This window comes from Pantoea sp. AS-PWVM4 (assembly GCF_000468095.1).
Taxonomy (GTDB): domain Bacteria; phylum Pseudomonadota; class Gammaproteobacteria; order Enterobacterales; family Enterobacteriaceae; genus Pantoea; species Pantoea phytobeneficialis.
Genome location: NZ_ASZC01000019.1, coordinates 63,481 through 80,496, shown reverse-complemented (window position 1 = coordinate 80,496; position 17,016 = coordinate 63,481). Strand labels below are relative to the sequence as shown.

Annotated in this window: 11 protein-coding genes; 2 read left to right on the top strand and 9 right to left on the bottom strand. The window is 55.7% G+C overall.

All coding sequences use genetic code 11. From position 1 onward, the window contains the following. Positions 1-13 precede the first annotated feature (13 nt). The 9 genes from L579_RS17555 to L579_RS17510 form a co-directional block, all read right to left on the bottom strand. Positions 14-1,099 carry a patatin-like phospholipase family protein gene (locus L579_RS17555; protein ID WP_021185525.1) on the bottom strand — a complete coding sequence of 362 codons (1,086 nt, stop codon included), beginning with the start codon at positions 1,097-1,099 and terminating at the stop codon, positions 14-16. Further along, entirely contained in the window at positions 1,096-2,001 is a 906-nt protein-coding gene (locus L579_RS17550) for a diguanylate cyclase regulator RdcB family protein (protein WP_036627241.1), read from the bottom strand. Before L579_RS17550 ends, L579_RS17555 begins: the two co-directional genes overlap by 4 nt. After that, positions 1,998-4,361, bottom strand: a complete 2,364-nt coding sequence (locus L579_RS17545; protein WP_021185523.1) for a dynamin family protein — start codon at positions 4,359-4,361, stop codon at positions 1,998-2,000. Before L579_RS17545 ends, L579_RS17550 begins: the two co-directional genes overlap by 4 nt. 2 nt (positions 4,362-4,363) lie before the next feature. Then, positions 4,364-6,898 carry a helicase-related protein gene (locus L579_RS23635; RefSeq protein WP_021185522.1) on the bottom strand — a complete coding sequence of 845 codons (2,535 nt, stop codon included), beginning with the start codon at positions 6,896-6,898 and terminating at the stop codon, positions 4,364-4,366. Further along, positions 6,891-8,867, bottom strand: a complete 1,977-nt coding sequence (locus tag L579_RS17530) for a hypothetical protein (protein ID WP_021185521.1) — start codon at positions 8,865-8,867, stop codon at positions 6,891-6,893. The genes L579_RS23635 and L579_RS17530 overlap by 8 nt, the downstream gene beginning before the upstream one ends. Further along, complete coding sequence (locus L579_RS17525) at positions 8,864-10,096, bottom strand: hypothetical protein (protein WP_021185520.1); 1,233 nt, start codon at positions 10,094-10,096, stop codon at positions 8,864-8,866. The genes L579_RS17530 and L579_RS17525 overlap by 4 nt, the downstream gene beginning before the upstream one ends. Then, the gene (locus L579_RS17520) at positions 10,093-11,073 is read right to left on the bottom strand and encodes a helix-turn-helix transcriptional regulator (RefSeq protein ID WP_021185519.1); all 981 of its coding nucleotides are present in this window, start codon (positions 11,071-11,073) and stop codon (positions 10,093-10,095) included. Before L579_RS17520 ends, L579_RS17525 begins: the two co-directional genes overlap by 4 nt. 33 nt (positions 11,074-11,106) lie before the next feature. After that, positions 11,107-13,191 carry an AAA family ATPase gene (locus L579_RS17515; protein ID WP_021185518.1) on the bottom strand — a complete coding sequence of 695 codons (2,085 nt, stop codon included), beginning with the start codon at positions 13,189-13,191 and terminating at the stop codon, positions 11,107-11,109. A 74-nt stretch (positions 13,192-13,265) separates the two neighbouring features. Beyond that, positions 13,266-14,036 carry a GntR family transcriptional regulator gene (locus tag L579_RS17510; RefSeq protein WP_021185517.1) on the bottom strand — a complete coding sequence of 257 codons (771 nt, stop codon included), beginning with the start codon at positions 14,034-14,036 and terminating at the stop codon, positions 13,266-13,268. 79 nt (positions 14,037-14,115) lie between these two features. Here L579_RS17510 and L579_RS17505 point away from each other — a divergent pair, with 79 nt between their 5' ends. Both L579_RS17505 and L579_RS17500 read left to right on the top strand, forming a co-directional pair. Beyond that, entirely contained in the window at positions 14,116-15,396 is a 1,281-nt protein-coding gene (locus L579_RS17505; RefSeq protein ID WP_021185516.1) for a M20 family metallopeptidase, read from the top strand. A gap of 21 nt (positions 15,397-15,417) precedes the next feature. Further along, a complete protein-coding gene (locus L579_RS17500) occupies positions 15,418-17,016 on the top strand; it encodes an ABC transporter substrate-binding protein (protein WP_021185515.1) in 1,599 nt (532 codons plus the stop codon).

Here is a 17,016-nt window from a genome sequence, read left to right as displayed (position 1 = left end):
AAACCGGCTACCGTCACCGTCCCGATGGTTTTATCCGCGCCAGTGCATCCTGTAACCGATCCTGGCTTTCGCTATCGTGTGAGGTGCTTTCATCCCACCGCGTATGTGATGCCTGTAACTGCTGGCGCGCCTGCATGGGAGCCTTAATGCGCTCCAGTGCAGCGATCGTGTCCAGATAACCCTGCTCGCTCCAAGACTGGATATTCTCTGCGCTAAAGCCCAGCAGGTCTTTCGCGCCACCCAGCGTCCCTTGATTACGGCGTAACGTGGTTCGCGGCCTGATTTCGAGGATCGTGGTGTCAGGAAATGAGTGGCGATCCCATAATGAACTGTCACTCAGATGGGTAACGATTATGCAGTTACAACCGGCTGCAACCAGCGGCGTGACCGGGGTGTTGCCCTGCACGGTGCTCCACCCGCCCATCCCGCCATCACTGTAACGCTTGCCGTTAATCTCGCGTGGTTTGAACAACAGCGGCAGAGCAGCCGAAGCCAGCAGCGCCTCCTTTTGCAGCGCTGTTGGCAGCGCCTGCACGAGTTGAAATTCTGAGGCATTGGTTTCACTTACCCCAACCTCAGCCAGTAAACAGCGCAGGATATCGGCAATACCCCCGTCCGTTGGATACAGAGAAACATGCAACGGAATGCCGCTCGCTAACTCGTCGGGTGCCAGAAACCGGTTCATTAAGTCCATCAGCGGCTGATCCGACAATAAGGATTCATCCTGCTGGAGAGTGGTCAGCCTGGAGACGCCCAGTTGTGCCATCAAATTGCTGACCAACCAACCCATTTTGCCTAACACCGGGGTCAGCCCCATCGACAGACCAAACTGGGTGATAAAGCGCAGATAGATCGATTTATTCAGTTGCAGAACGTTGTTGCTGCCTAAGTGTTGCCATATCTCCCGCAGGCGCGCGGCACCCGCATCCAGCGAAGGCGACGAGGCGAGAATCGCGCCATTCAGCGCACCAATACTGGCACCGGCAATCACATCCACCTGGGTACCGGATTCAGCAAGGGCTTTGACTACGCCCACCTGATACGCACCAATGGCACCACCGCCAGAGAGGGCAAGTCCTACCTTAAGTGTCTGATTCATGCGTGCTCCTTGCTAAAGACTTCATCGACCAGGGTAGCGGCAATACGTTCTGCTGAACAAATGCGTGGAATGCGCAGCGGCAATGCGGCTCCGGGTTGCGTCACTGCCCGGCACATCGGCTGACGCACATCGGTACTCCAGTCAGCCAGCCAACTGAGGGTTTCCGGCCAGTCAGGGGTTTGCAGCGTATCCTGTTGCCAGCTCAACCAGTTACGGATGTCATGGCGTGCGTGGCCATTACGGCCATAATCCTGCGCCATCTGCGTCAGCACACGATTTTTTAGCGTTTCGATCAATTGCTGACTTTGTTGCACCTCACCGTCGCGAATCACCTCGCCGAATGCCCCCCAACGCAACTCCTCCAGCGCGACGTAGCAACGACTGGCGATGGGAATGGCGGCATAACGGCCTGCGCTCCACTGAGAAAGGACGCGATCAAGATGCAACTGACCGCGCTGAACGCTGTCGATACGCTTCAACTGTTCATCGTTGTTTGCCATCCACAGGTGGACTTTGTCGGACAGTTCGAGCAGTAACTCACGCGTATCCGCAGAATAATGGGCGATGTTGGCCGTGTCCTGCATCAGGGCATTAACCCGATCGTTCACCTGCGACACGGCGAAATTGGTTTTAGCCTGAGAAAGCGTCAATTCTGTCAACCAGGTGAGCGAAGCCTGCAATCCGTCATGTACAGCGGCATTGATCGCCTGCTGGCGTGCCGCAGACTGACCACTTATCCCCTCTTTAAGCCGCTGGAAAAAGGGGCGGTTTTGCTGATGGCGCAGATGATCATCAACCACATCAAGACCGTTGGCGAAATCCACGATAAACTTTTCCGGAATACTCTCCAGTACCTGGCATGCCTGCATCTCGGGAAAACATTGTTTAAATAGCGACATCAGAAAACCATCCCCAGTTCGTCTTTTAACGCTTTGGCGTCACGCATTAATTCCGGCGTCAGTTGTTGCAGCTCCTGCAAGCAGCGGGTCAGTTGCAGCCGTTGTTGCTGATCAGCACGTTGATCCTCAGTGCTTTGGATCAGCGTATTGCGTAGTTGCTCCACCTTGCTTCTGAATTGCTCAAAGAACTGGTTGATTTCGTTGATGATCGGATTGATGATTTGCGCCTCGATGTGGCTTTCCAACTCCGCAAAATACTGATCGGTATGCGTGGTGATCTCTTCCCTTATTTTTCTGACATCCACCTCGGCATGCACCACATCAACGCTGAATTCCTCCCAGCCCCAGTCACTGGAATCAAACCAGCCACACACGGTACCCCATACCCCATCAGCACGACGACGACGGGATTCACGGAATTTTTTGGCTTCCAGCAGATGAGCGATGCGTGTTTCCACCGCCAGATTGGCTTGTAAATGGGCAACCTCGGGGAACGCGATCGTCATCGAGAAGCCCTCCCCGCCAAGGCGCGTATTGATTTGCTGCGCGATGCCTGCCACGGCAGACATGGCGTTACCCTGGAAACTCTGCTCAATGCCGGAAACAATGGCGTTCAGCTGGGTTTTTACCTGTTCTTCAATCGGGGTGAGTAACGTCTTCATCGCGTTTTCGACGTTGGTAATAAAATCTTCAGCTTGTTTGCGGCTGCTGAATTTAACTATCGGCTGGCGGGGATCAAAGTCTCTGCCATCGGCATGGCCCTGCGCAAAAAAGTGCATAAACGATTCGGTTGGCGAGGCAGTACGTTGCTGGCGGGGATCGCGTTCGTCCCGTAACTTACCTTCACGAAAATAGTAGTCAATCTCATCCGCCAGTTGCTGCTGCACGTTATCGAGCAACTCAACCGTTTGTTGTTCAATACGGTGTTGGGAGGCCGTCACCTCCTCAGCGATAACTTGCTGGTGCGAAGTGATTGCCGCGCTGTCGGTCAGCAACGCATCAATTTGCTGCTGCAAAGCGTCCACGTCTGCGTTGAGTCCCTGATGACGAACCGCGAGATAAGCGCTGACCTCTTGCGCATTTTGCACCAGCCTGACCACCGCAGAATCGACGGCCAGCGCGGCAGCTTTGTTATGTGCTGCCTGAACCACTTCGGTAATCAATTGTTCCAACAAAGATTCCTGCCAGATGTCTTCAGCAAGGCTCAACGTTTGCGCCTCGTCAGCGAGTTTTTCCTTCCAGCGGCGTCCGTAAGCCAGTTGGGCAAAATCGGCCACCCACTCTTCACTGGCCGAGAGTGAGCCGCCACGGTTGAGCGTACTTCTGGCACGGTTTGCCAGGTAAGCATGACGCGCCGAACCCGGATAAACCCGTTCAGCGCTCACCACATGATCATCAAACATCAACGGCACCCGGCGTTTCACCGTTGCTTCATCATCGCTGTGGCGATCTTGCTGATCAAACTTATTCACCAACACAAAAAGACGTCCCGCCGCGGTGGCGGTGAACGCATTCAACTCGTTGCGCACTTCCTGGTCGGCCAGCGAATTTAATTGTGTGTAATCCAGCACCGCCAGCACCGCTGAAGCCTTTTGCAACTGCTCGCGCATCATCGCCTGGATATGCGGTTGACCCGCCTCATTAGGGCCTGGGGTATCCAGCAGGGTGAGGGTGCCCTGGCTGTCATCCATACCGGTTAAATGGCTAAATTCCACCTCAATCAGCGGTAATTCGTGGAATTCATTAAACGCGTCAAAAGGAAAAGTCACGTTCAGCTCACCGGACAAACGCACCAGATCATTCAGATGGTTCAGGAAGGAAAAGATGGCCTCTTCCCCTTGATAATTGTCCTGTAGCCAGTGCTGATCGCGGATAACATTGAGCAGCCTGCTCTTCTCGTCATCTTTCATCAGGCCGAAGAGGCCTTTTCTCGCTTTATCACCAGCGGTTTTTTCCTTTAACTCAGCCAGCAGCAACCGCAGCACCTCAGTGTTACGCACGGTTAAATCCGGGGTAATCTTACCTGGCACATGACGGATCAGGGTCGGTACCGACGTCATTGGCGTATTACGGTTAGGCAGAATTTCTTTGCCAACAATCGCGTTAATGGTGGTGGATTTACCGGCTTTCATGGTGCCGACAATCGCCAACACCATCTCTCTTTGGGCGATTTTTTGTTGTTCCCCGGCCAGTTCTTCTCTCTTCTTCGCCGCTTGCTGGCGATCAAATAACTGTTCCTGGTCACCCGGTTTTGTCTCTGGCAGCATATGAGGTTCATCGGTCATCTTGTGCAACAGATCAATATTCAGTTGCAACAAGCGACTGGCTTCATCACAAAGCAGAGCGATGGTGGTTTCGTGCATATCTATCCCTTGTAAACGTTAACTTTGCGCAGCGGGGAAAAATTCGGTGCGGCATCGAGCATTGACTGCATAACCTCCCGGCCAGTGGCATCCCCCTGTAGTGCACTGACGGGAAAAGGATTGCCATGCAGTTGGGCGCGTAAATTGTCCCAACGCTGGCGTAAAACCTGCCAGTGGTGTTCGTCGTAGGTGCCTTTGAAAATAACCGGGGAGAAATTAATCGTCGGCAACGCTGCCCCGCGTTTACCTGCGGCCAGTGCCTCGTCCAACAGTTTGTGCCACAGGCTATTTAAACGATCGACCCGGCCAATTTGTTGTTCTGCCACACCGGGATTCCACTCCAGATGCAGCATAATCACCGTGCGGCAGGCCAAATGGAGGTTCAGTCCCTCCCTGGCGACCCGCGACTGAGCCACCAGCACACCAGGTCGACTGTGCTGGCGGTTAAAGGCCAGATTGAGGAGATTACGGGTCGCCGTTGAGGTTTTGCCGTCCATCAGTCGGGCAAAGCCACTTTCGCGTCGGCTGAACTCCTCCTGAAGAATCTCCAGCACCCGTTGCCAGCGTTGTTCCGCCAGTTGGCTCTCATCTTCATCCTCGTCAACCGGCTCGATATGGTCACGGTTGCGTGCCGCGTTCACCAACTCGCCAAAAGCTTCAGCAAGATGTGAAGGTGAACGCCGCTCCTCTGCGGAACCGGTTAATGCGTAGAGCGCATTGGCAACGTTGGTCAAATCGTTGGTTTGCCGCTCGAGCGCCACCGATTGCTCAAATACCGTGAATACCGCTTGCAGGCTCAGGTCGTTGCCAGCAGCAATGCCTTGTTGCAACAGGGAAAGGAGATGACTGCGCAACGAACGTCGCTGCTGTTCGAGTTTTTTGTACTGTTTACCCAGTTGGGCGTCGATTTCACGCTTGTTAGCTTCGCCGTGATACAACTGACGCCAGGCATGTTGGATGGCAAGCCATTCATCGGCATGCACTTTTTCCTGTGGCCAGTATTCTTTACCCGCCGCCAGCGTGCGTAACATGGCACGCGCATTCAGTAACTTCGTTAAGGCAGACATCGGCTGGGTAAAACGACCAAACACCAGCACCTTTTCCCCACTGTCCCAGACCGCTTCGACGGCTTTTACGGTCGCCAGAATTGCAGGGTGGTTAAACAATGAACCGCCTGCATCCGCCTGCATGGCGGCACTCAGTCGCTGCTGCCACCACGCCGCGCGTTGCTGGCGTTTGTCATCCAGCACAACGGCGGGTTCCTTCTCATCTTCGTCTTCCTGAGGATGATTAAGCAGTGAGGAGATGCCATGACCGTTGCCGAAGGTCAGCCGTACCCGTTTGGCGCTGCTGTTTTCATGTAATCGACTGACAAAGGAGAGCGCTTCTGCGGCACAGACGGCCTGTTTCCAGTTCATCGGCAGGGTGAAGGTATCCACCACGATTTCCTGTTCACGCCGGTAAGCCTGTCCGGCATGTTGATGGAATTTTTGCACCAACTCGTCTTCACGTTTGTCACGCCGCAGCAGATAAGGGGCAAGCACCTGCTCGAAAGCGGCAGCGGCCTGACGATAGCGTTGCTGCACCCGGCTGTCGGCATAGTCATGGCGAATCTCTGCCACCGCGGATTGATACTCACCAATCACCGGTAGCAGGGGTGTCGCGTTAACCTCAATGCGGCTCAGCATCTGCTGCCATTGATGGCTGTCCAGCTCAATCGGCGTGGCACTGATCGCCAGACGACGGGCGTCGTGAGCCGGTTGAATCACCTCTTCCAACAAACGGTTGAGGCTGCTGTCTGATCCCCGACTTTTGTGCGCTTCATCGACAATGATCAACTCAAAGGTCCCCAGCCCCAATCCGACACTGGTCGCAAGCTGGCGACGTTGTGGCGAACCGACCGCATAGTTTTGCTCGGAATATCGGGGCTGATTACCCACCTCTTTGACCAGCTGATTGATTCGCTTGCGGGCGGGATGTGCTGCGGGCAGGCGGCGGATCGCCTGGCAAATCAGTCGCGCCGCCTGGCTGAGTTCAGGGGTGGATAATTGGGGACAATCGGTTTTGTCCCGCCAGCGGTGAACCAGCGCCGGAAGCCATCCCCAGCGCCATTCAATGCTGTTCCTGCCCAGACGCCAGTTGGCCATCGCATGAGAGATCATCAGGCAGGGTTCTTCAAACCAGGGGCGTGAAGCCGCCTCAGCGTGCCAGGCCGCTTTGTATTGCCGCAGGCTTAACAAAGGCGCACCCGGCGTAATGCCCGAGACTTGCAACTCAGCACGCCAGTTGGCCGCCAACCCACCGGGGATCAGTATCGCCACCCGGCCTCCCGCAGCCATAACGCATTGGGCCAGCGTGGTGGCAATGCGCGTTTTCCCCATACCCACTTCATCGGCCAGAATCACGCCGTGCTGCTCAATTCTTGCGGCTATCGCCAGCAACGTCGCTTTCTGCCCGGCATTTAACGCGACGTCGCTCTTCACCACCGCGCGCAGTGATTGCGCCACCACCGGCCAACCGGCGAAACTGTTATTCATTGACTGTCTCCGCAAAGGCGCACAGATCACTGACACCCCAGGCCGTTTCGATACGTCGCAACATCTGCAAATAATCCTGACCCGCCAGGCTGTCGTCATCTTCGGCAAACGCCGGGCGGAAAGGCGCGGCTTTTAACGCACTCAACGGGTTAATGCCCAAATCGGTGAAACGGGCCAAATCGGCGTTGCCGCTGGCCTGGAGCAACGTTTGCTCAAGGCTACGGCACCAGTAAAGCCATTGATCTTCACTCAGACGGGTCTGACACTCGGCAATCCCTTCGATCAGGGACATCACCTGGCGGATCGGTTGTGAAGTCAGTGACATGTCCTCGGGGTGACTTTGCAGCATGTCGGGGAGCAGGCCAGCTTGCTCACCTTCCGGGTCAACAACATCAAGGTCAGGTGGTTGAGGGAAATGGGATAACTGCCAAAGCACCTCATCGAGGTTCAGTTGGCGCAGCGGCGTGGCGGCAATACGACCCAGTTCATCCATAACCGGGATATCCGCACCGAAGCTAACCCCGTCTGACTGCCAACGGATGCTCACGCTGCGTGGCATTTCACCCTGCCAGACAAACCCCTGCGTCACTTCAGGGCAGGGCACGCCCGCCATATCCAGCACGGTGATCGTTATCTGCGAAGCAGAGGGTGGGGAAAGCAGCCCCTGATTCCCCGCGCCAGGTTGCCACAGAAACCCACTGATGGGCGGTGCATAGTGAGGAGGGCGTTCAGTCATCTCCTCACCAGCCTGCAAGGAAATTGACAGATCGTCACAGTCGCTGTCGGATTGAATGGGCAGCAACCAGCTCAGGGTATTCTCTGCTGGCTGTTTCCCGGCGGAGGTCTTCGCCAGGCGATCAGGGCAAAAGAACACCCCCGCTTCCAGATTACCCACGGCGGGTTTCATGCGTTGCATAAACCCCGGTCCGGTGAGGTTGCCGGATCCCAGATATAACCAACCGCGTGTCAGCATGTCGCTCACGCTGCGATGATTGGCACTGAAAATGAATTTGGCATGCAGCGTGCGCTCAATCTGGCGGAGTTGGGCGGGCGGCCTGATGGTCATGCCCTGTGCTTGCAAGGCTTCGACACGCTGGGCGACGGCCTGGCAGGCGTGCGGATTAACGTACAGATCAATCTGCGCGCTATGGGTTAATGCCGCCGTTTCCTGCAACAGTTGCACAATTTTTTCTGGCACCAGCGGCGCCGAGCCGTTACCGCCTTCATAGAAGCCAGACCCCATCGCCAGATAATTACGCTTTCCCTGTCGTTCCGCATCGGAAAGCCAGCGCTTGAGTTGGCTAAACAGCGATGTCCTGCGGTTATCCACCAACCGTGGGGTGCCCCTGGCGTATTTGCGGCATTGGCTGAGCCAGGACTCCACTTCCCGTCGTGCAAGGCTGCTGAGGGTAGGTTGATCATTGATGGTCAGAGAAAGCAGTGAGGTATCACACCAACCGGCAATCTCATCAAAGAGCGTCTGTGCAGCCCGGAAATCGGCACAGCTTTGCCGCCATGCCTCTCCCGGCTGATGCAAGGCTTCCGCGGAAAGGTCGAGGCACCAGACCAGATCGAGACTCTCCTCCAGGGATTGCCGGGTCCAGTTGCCAGTACTGACCAACAGCCGCAAGCGCCAGCCGTGCTGCTCGTCATGGGGTTTGAACCCGAGGATCGCGACTTTGGCATGGAGAAGATTCAGTGGCGGTGCGGCAGACATCTGACAATGCATCACGCCGGGCACCGTCAGCGGCGAAATAAACCGATTGCCCGCATCCAGAAACAGCGCCAGCTTGCTATGTCCGTGATGCGCACGCGCGGCCTTATTCAGACCGGTGAAGCGATCCAGCGCCGACTCCAGAAAATCCTCACTGGCTGAATAGCCGCACAACCAGCCGAAATGCCCACTGTAGCCGCGAGGCGCATCAAAGTAGTCAACCAGTGACGGGGGCAGTTTTGCATAACCGCTCATGCGACTTTCCCCTTATCGAGCCAGGCCGACAGCTCACCATGCAGGTCCAGATTGAGTAAAAAAAGATTGTGCATCCGCCTGGAGAGATGTTCGGGCCAGAAGTCCTGCGCAGATGGCGGTTCCACCGCGTCCTCGTCCTGGTTCGTGTCAGCAGCGCTATTTCCCCGAAAGGCGTTACCGGGTTCAATCTGTTCAGCGTTAAGTTTCAGGATATGGCCATCGCGCTTCACCAGAGCACGCAACACGGCTGCGGGTGGCTGGTCACACTCATGGCAGAACTGCCTGGCCGCCGCATCAGGATGCTGCAACCGCAAAAATGCCTGTGCGCGCTGGCGCAAATGCTGTATCGCATCCAGCAGAGGCGGCGAAAGAGGGGAGCGTAAATCGTGACACACACCGGAACGGTGTTGCGCCATCTCGACTTCGAGACGTTCCAGCAGTTCCAGCGCGGCAGTGCGGGTGGCAAAAAAATACGCGCCGGCTTGCAAATCATGCCAGTGTTCAACGGTAATCTCTGCCGGACGCTTTTCCCAACGTATGTGCGCGGGGCGCGACTGGCGCAGCCGATCCATCCAGGCCAGAGCAGCACTGCGCCGCTGGCTATCCGTTTCACTCCCCGCGTGTTGCAGTTGACTTCGAATCAGCTGACAGGCATCCGATGACAGCGCTTCGTACGAGGGCTGCACCGCCTTGCTGGCTAGCGAGTCTGGCGCGGCGATCCAGCGGGTGAACAACGCCTGTTGCCCTTTATCCAGCCTGAGCAGTTGTTCGCCTGTGGCGGTGCAGTCAAACGCGTTAAAGCTGCGTTGTGGAGTGACAAAACCCAGCGCGGGTAACGCCTCAACCGTCCCCATCCGCATTGGAATGGTGACATAAAATGCCCGTTTCCGGGCAGCGTTAAACGTCAGGTCTTTGGCATGCAGTTTGCGAATCTTGTTAAAACCGCGCAGACGCGCATCTCTCTGCTTTCCCTCAACATATCCCTTCCAGCAGCTCAGCGCCTCAATCGCGTTCGCCGCTTCAATATTGCTGGTGCCGTTATTTAACTGGCGCGCAATCCACACGCCCTGTAAGGCCATAACGATTTGCCGGGCAAACCACACCCCGCCGAGGCCCGGTACGGCGAGCTGATTGAAACGTGCGGCTATCTCGTTCAGTTGCAGCGTGCGGGTTCTGCGGATGGAGGGGACAGTGGCAGGCGCACACAAGCCCCAGGTCATGCTGTTCATCGTATGGCATCGCCTTCTGTCACGGGTTGGCGTTGTACATGACTTACCGCATCACCAAATGCCGCCAGAAACCATTGCAACATGGCGCTATCAACCACGGTGGCGGAAATCTCCAGCCGGTCGGGCGGGATTTCGCGATGGGTCTGGTCGGTCGACAGCGGGGACTCAAGCAGATGCAGCCCGGCCGCCCGGTCAATTTCAAAAGTCAGGTAGATCTGATGGCCCTCACCAAAACCAAAACGGCCATCATCATCATATTTTTTCAGGTTGAACCCGGCCGGCCGCTCAAAGCTGAAGGTGCTGACGCTGGCCGCCAGAATGCGGTTTAGTGCCAGGCTGCGTTCATTGTCGTAACCGTCAAAACGGCACACCAGATACAAACGCGGGCCTTGCTGCGCCAGACCCAGCGGCATGACCTTGTTTTCACTCTCGCGACCTGCTGCGTTACGGTAGGTCAGTTTTAGCCAGCGATTGAGATACAGCGCCTCGCTCACGGCTTCAAACACCCCCTCCGCGATGGGGGGCGGCAACAGTGGCTGACTGGTTGCCACTACGCGGACCTTATCTGGCCACTCCGCTTCGAGACGGCTTTGTCCACTGGCATGCAGATTGCGTTGCGCCTGGGTAAAAAAGCCGGTCATGGATTTGATCAACCGGGTCGGCAGAATGGGTTTGAGGTGCGCTTCCGCCATCGCCAACAGCAGCGATTCCTGCGGGTTTAACACCGGCAGCGACACGCCGCGAGAATTCTCTAACCAGCGATAACCATAGGGGCGATTGCGTAAGTCGCATTCAATATCAAAATGGTTACACAGCATCTCCAGATGGCGCTGGATGGTGCGCAGATCGCGCTCAATGCCTGCATGACTTAACTGTTCATGCAGTTCGCGGGCGGTAATTTTTCGGCCGCGCGGAATGCGTCGCAATAACTCGATGGCCAGCAATGTGGTTTCTATTGTCTCGGGTCTTTTAGCCACGTTTGATTCCCTGTGTTATTTATCCGGCGCGGTTTAATGCAAAAAACCAATAGCCGGCTTATCGCGTTTTTTGAGCCAGCATTCCGTTTTCAGCGCGGTAACAAAATCACTCGCGGAGCTAAAGGGGGTGATGCTGTGTTGGCGCGCCACAGCGCAAAAGTCTCCCGGGGTCAATTCATATAATTTGGTTAAAGCAGTGACCGCCGCAGAAGACGCTTCCCCCAGCTGTAACTTGTCGCAGTAAAGATTCAACAGGGCCACGGATTGGTAATCGCAGAGATAATTAAACCGGACCTTGAGATCAAAACGGCGCAAGGCTGCGGCGTCCAGCACCTCAAAACGGTTGGTGGTAGTGATTAAAATCCCGTCAAAGTGCGCGATCTGACTGAGCATTTCGTTCACGCAACTCACCTCCCAACGATGCTGACAGCCATCCCTGGTCGCGAGAAAACTGTCGATCTCATCAATCAGCAGCACAGCCTTATCGCGTCTGGCCTGTTCAAAAATCGCCGCAATATTCTGTTCGCTCTCACCAACATAGCGACCAAAAAAATCCGACGGTGTTTTCGCCATCAACGGCAATGCCAACTGAGTGGCTAACCACTGCGCCCAGGCTGTTTTACCGGTTCCCGGCGGGCCATACAGACAAAAGCGCGCCGAGTCATGCGGCGAAAGGTTGGTCGTTACCGCGCCAAGTGAGATATCACTGTTAATAAACGCGATATCATAAACGGCAGGTTTGCTGGCTTTACTTGTTGGTCTTATCGGCGCATGCCCCTGAGCCTTTAGGGTGTTATTGATTAAATAGATTAAAGATTCATTGGCCTTTTCGTCCGGCAATGTGGCGCTAAGGGTGGTCATGACTGTCCCGGCGCGCTCCACTACCGCAGGTGTCAGCCACGGCGTGCTGGCCAACTGAGAAATTTCGCCAGGGGTGAGTAGGGTGCCGCAGGTTTCCTGAAGCAGGGTTTCCCGTTGTTGCAGGGGGGGAGAGGTCAACTCAACCACGATATCAAAGCGGCGAATAAACGCCGGGTCCATGATGCTGATATCGTTGGACACCCATAACGTCGGGACGGCGTTCTCTTCCAGCAAACGATTAATCCACGCCTTGGGTACCGGTTGTGACAGCCCACTGAAGGTTCCCGCGCTTTCCATAAACACATCTTCCGCCTCATCGAGCAAGACAAGGGCTTTCTCGCCACGAAAGAAACGTTGCGCTCCCCGACAGGCGTGCAAGCGGCGGCTACCCTGAATCGGGCGCAGGGCCGCATTTTCGCTCGCCACTTCATAAATCGTACTGTCCAGTTCATCTGCCAGCAGGCGACAAAGCTGGCTTTTCCCGGTGCCGGGTTGACCGTGGATCAGAATATTGACCCCCACCCGACCTGATTGCAGCGCAACATCCAGCCACTGGCGCACCACGTTAACCGCAGGCAGATGGGCGTAATCATTGAAGCTGAGCTGTGCAGGCTCACAGCGTGTAATGATGCCCTGCAATAATCTGGCAGGCTCGGTCTCACCGGCATACAAGCGTTCACACAGCGTGGGTGAAAAGGGTTCGAGCTTATTACGCAGCGAGTGCGAGCCGCTGGTTTCCAGGCTGATCAGGCCGGTTTGCATCAATAAACTGTCGGCACCAAGCGCAGCACGCATCTCGCTTTCCGGGAAATCGAGCAAAGTCGCCAGGATTCGGTACACATTGACCGAGGTCACCAACCCTAGCCAGTCCGCAGTTTCATCCAGCAAGCGTTCCTGATGGAGTTGTAATGTGAATGCCAGAATGGCACTTTCAGCCGCATTCAGTTCAATGCGGCTGGATAAGGTGGCTACCGCCTGTTGAAAGACAGAAAAGGGGGATGAGTCGAATTGTTGTTCCCGTTCAGCATGACGCAGACGGAGTTCCCGCAAAATCGATTGCTGTAACTGCGGCGTAAATTCGTGATCCTGATAGTGGGTGAGATGGAAAAATTCCGCTAACGCCGGATGGCTGAAGCCATGCTGGGTGATAAATTGCTTATGGGTACCCAGGCGGAATAACAGACGATAGATCCACAGCTCGAGAGTGTGTTGGTTTTCCGGGGTCGGTTGCTGTTCAATCATTTTGGCGTTTAGCATGGTTCTCTCCTTTAAAACGCCAATTGTCCTCCCCGATATGACAACTTGTGTCGCAGGCGATTTTTAGCCGCTGCTTACCGCACCTCATTCACATACATAAAATGCTCGGTACTGAAACGATGATGCGCCAGGATCACCGGGATCGCGCTTTGGTCGAAAGAGACTTCATCAATCACCATCACTGCATGCGGCAACGCCACTTCTAACCACGCGGCATCCTGTTGGTCTGCCAGCGTGGCGGTAATCTGTTCCCTTACGGCAGCAACGCGAAGGTCGTAGCGCTCAAACAAAAAGCGATAAAGCAGGGGAGGTAATTGTTCGGCGGAAGGAAAATCAGGCAGGCGCGCGGCAGGTAACACCAGGGTTTCGTGCATGGCGGCGATGCCTTTTACCCGGCGCAGGCGTTTTAACCGGATGACTTCATCACCCACCCCAATCTGGAGCTTTTCCGCTTCGGTTTCACTGGCGCCACTGCGCTGATAATCAAGCAACTGCGTCTCGGAGCGCAGCAGGCCACCCGCTTTGTCATGCAGACGAAAGTACTGGAAAAAGTGGCTGAGGTTATGCAGGGGCGCCCAGCCAGTCACCACCGTGCCGGTTTTGCGGCGACGCATCAGCATCCCCTCCGTGGTCAACGCTGCCAGCGCTTTACGCACCGTGCCAACCGACACGCCAAAATTTGCTGCCAGGCTGTTTTCACTGGGCAAGATGGTCCCCGCCGGTAGCTCACCTTGCAGGATGGATTCACTGATATGGCGCTTAACCACTTCATAAAGCGGCGCGCCTTCTCCCTCGTTTAACCGGGCGAAGGGTTGCGCATCGCCTGCGTCATAGTTTTTTTGCATGTTTATGATTACCGATTGACCTGAATCGTTGAATTGCATTATCTATAAACTATATAGAAATGCAAAAGACGATATACCTATGACAGATAATTCCCGCTTTAACAACGCGTTAGAGAAGATAACTCAAGATGGGGATCAGATCACCGATGACATGCGACTGATGTTGGCGGTGGATACCTGCTTTCCACCCGGCAACGGTTACGCGCAGTTTGCCGATCTGATGACGCAGTTGTTAGCGCCCATGAAATTCAACTTCCAGCGCGTGTCTGTGCCGCAACATTTGTGGCAAGCGCCTGATGGCAGTGCGCATGGCGAAAGGGTCAATCTGCTGGCATCGCTCGACGCGGGTGCAGCTGAAAACTGTAATCTCTACTTTCATACCGATACCGTGCCTGCTGGTGATGGCTGGCGCTTCTCACCGCTGGCGCTTACGGAGGCGGAAGGCAAGCTGTTTGGCCGCGGCGCGGCGGATATGAAAGGGACGATTGTGGCGGCGATGGCGGCGATTCGTGCCGCTCAGGCCTGCAATCTGCCTTTGCGCTTCAACCCGGTGTTTTTACTCTGTACCGATGAAGAGGGTGGGCTCTATCCCGGCATTCGCTATCTTGCTGAGCAGCAGCATTTCGCAGGCCATTTACTTAGCTTTAACGGCGGCGCGGTGCCACGTATCTGGTCAGGTTGTTTCGGTAGTATCGATCTCAAAGTGATTATTACCGGACGCTCGGCACACTCGGGCGATCCGGTTAACGGTATTAATGCCATTGAGAGCGCGCTGCCACTGATGAATGCCTTGTATCAGTTGAAAGCTGAAGTTGAACAACGCACCTCTGCGATGCCTGCACCACCGCATTATCACGGCAAACCTCTCACCTCACGCCTGACACTGGCGGCCGCCCACGGCGGTAGCAAAGGTTCCACCCTTCCCGAACGTTTTGAGCTGTTGATTAACCGCCGCTACGCCCCCGAAGAAACCTTTGACGCAGTCTGGCAGGAGCTGACCCTCTGCGTGCATAACGCCATGCAGGGCAGCGCCGCCCTTGATGTCACCCTGCAAATGATCGGGCACCTGGCTCCGGTGAGCGATCCCGTTGGACCCCATTGGCCACGCTGGCAGGCAGCACTGAGTCAGGGGTTTGGCTTTAACGCTGAGGAATTTAAACCCTGGGGATCCTCGACCAGCTCCGATATGGGGTGGGTACAGCAAGCCGGTATTCAGGAGATTTTACTGGGCGGCCTGGCCCGTCCCGACAACCGCATTCATGCCGCCGATGAGTACACAACGATGGCAGATGTCATGGCACTTTCGCAGTCGATTCTGGCGTATCTCGCCGATGATTTTCAGCAACCCCAGGGTAGTTAACAAACTAACGAGGAAGAGAAGATGTGTGCAATGAAAGGGTTAAACCGCAGACAGTTTATCGCCAGCTCAACCGCTCTGACCGGCGCGGCGATGATACCCTGGTCGTTCTCAGCCCATGCCGCGCAGGTCGCCAGCGCCACACCGGGCGGTACCCCGCGTAAGGGTGGTGTATTGCGCATCAGCGTTGATCAGGCAGTCAGCGTGCTGAATCCCCACCAGGTACGCGTTAACCCGGAATATCTGGTGGCGGAGTTGCTGTATAGCGGTCTGACGCGTTTGACCCAGGAGATGAAAGCCGAAGCGGATTTGGCACAATCCTGGCAAGCCAGCGTCGACCTGAAACAATGGACCTTTACCTTGCGTCCTAATCTGAAATTCAGCGATGGTTCAGCCTTGACCTCCGCCGACGTGGTCGCCAGTCTGCAAGCGTTGCTCGACCCGAAAAATGCCTCGCCAGCCCTGCATAACATCGGGCCGATTAAAGCGGTCAGCGCTAAAGACAGCAACACGGTGCTGATTGAAACGGATGCACCCTATGCCGACTTGCCGGTGATGCTCGCCTATCCCGATGCGAAAATTATTCCAGCCAGCATAGCCCAAGGGCAGTTTGACAAACTCAGCAAAGCGTCGCTGGGTGCCGGTCCCTTCCAGTTGGTGTCATACGATCCTGAACGCAAAATTGTGGTGGCGCGTAACCCACATTATTACGACCCGGCACGTCCGTATCTGGATGGCGTGGAGGTGGTGGTCTATCCCGACGGTATTGCCGAAAGCTCAGCGTTAATCTCCGGTGACACCGATCTGATGCTGAGTGCGCAGTCGAGTGAATTCGCTCGTCTTGCTAAATCATCAGGTGTGCTGCCGCTACGGGTGGCCTCCGGTCAGTTCCTCAATGTCAACATGGGTTGCGATCAGAAACCGTTCAATGATGAACGCGTACGTCAGGCGCTGGCGCTGTGCGTCGATCGCCAGGCATCCGTGGATTTCGTGGCGGATGGTCTGGGTTCGCCAGGTAACGATACACCGATCAACGCCGCCTATCCTTACTTCGCCAACCTGGCGAAAAAAGCCGTGGATTACAGCAAAGCCAAAGCCCTGCTGGCGGAAGCAGGTTATCCGAACGGCCTCGATTTAACCCTGATCGCCTCGGACAAACCGGCCACCCGGACCCAGTTGGGTATCGCGCTGCGCGAAATGGCAAAACAGGGAGGGTTCCGCATCGAGGTTCAGACCATGGCGCACAGCACCTATCTCGACCAGGTGTGGAAGAAAGGCAACTTTTACGTCGGCTTTTACAACATGCAGCCCACCCCGGATGCAGTGTTCTCGCTGCTCTACACCTCAACTGCATCGTGGAATGAAACTCGCTGGAACAACGCGGAGTTTGATGCTGCGGTCAGCGCCGCCCGAGAAACCAACGACGAAGCCCAACGCACCTCGCTGTATGGCAAAGCGCAACAACTGATGCATGACGGGGTGCCATCGCTGATACCGACCTTCTTCGACCTGCTGGCAGCCAGCCGCGATTATGTTGGTGGTTATCATCTGCATCCGCGCGGAGCGGTGTTCCGTCTCGACCATACGTGGTTGACCGACAAAGCCCCCAAGCGCGCAGTGTAA

Coding starts and splice junctions, on each gene's coding strand:
- L579_RS17530 (WP_021185521.1), bottom strand. CDS start 8,867: ATGAGCGGTTATGCAAAACTGCCCCCGTCACTGGTTGACTACTTTGAT.
- L579_RS17545 (WP_021185523.1), bottom strand. CDS start 4,361: ATGCACGAAACCACCATCGCTCTGCTTTGTGATGAAGCCAGTCGCTTG.
- L579_RS17515 (WP_021185518.1), bottom strand. CDS start 13,191: ATGCTAAACGCCAAAATGATTGAACAGCAACCGACCCCGGAAAACCAA.
- L579_RS17525 (WP_021185520.1), bottom strand. CDS start 10,096: ATGAACAGCATGACCTGGGGCTTGTGTGCGCCTGCCACTGTCCCCTCC.
- L579_RS17500 (WP_021185515.1), top strand. CDS start 15,418: ATGTGTGCAATGAAAGGGTTAAACCGCAGACAGTTTATCGCCAGCTCA.
- L579_RS17510 (WP_021185517.1), bottom strand. CDS start 14,036: ATGCAAAAAAACTATGACGCAGGCGATGCGCAACCCTTCGCCCGGTTA.
- L579_RS17555 (WP_021185525.1), bottom strand. CDS start 1,099: ATGAATCAGACACTTAAGGTAGGACTTGCCCTCTCTGGCGGTGGTGCC.
- L579_RS17505 (WP_021185516.1), top strand. CDS start 14,116: ATGACAGATAATTCCCGCTTTAACAACGCGTTAGAGAAGATAACTCAA.
- L579_RS23635 (WP_021185522.1), bottom strand. CDS start 6,898: ATGAATAACAGTTTCGCCGGTTGGCCGGTGGTGGCGCAATCACTGCGC.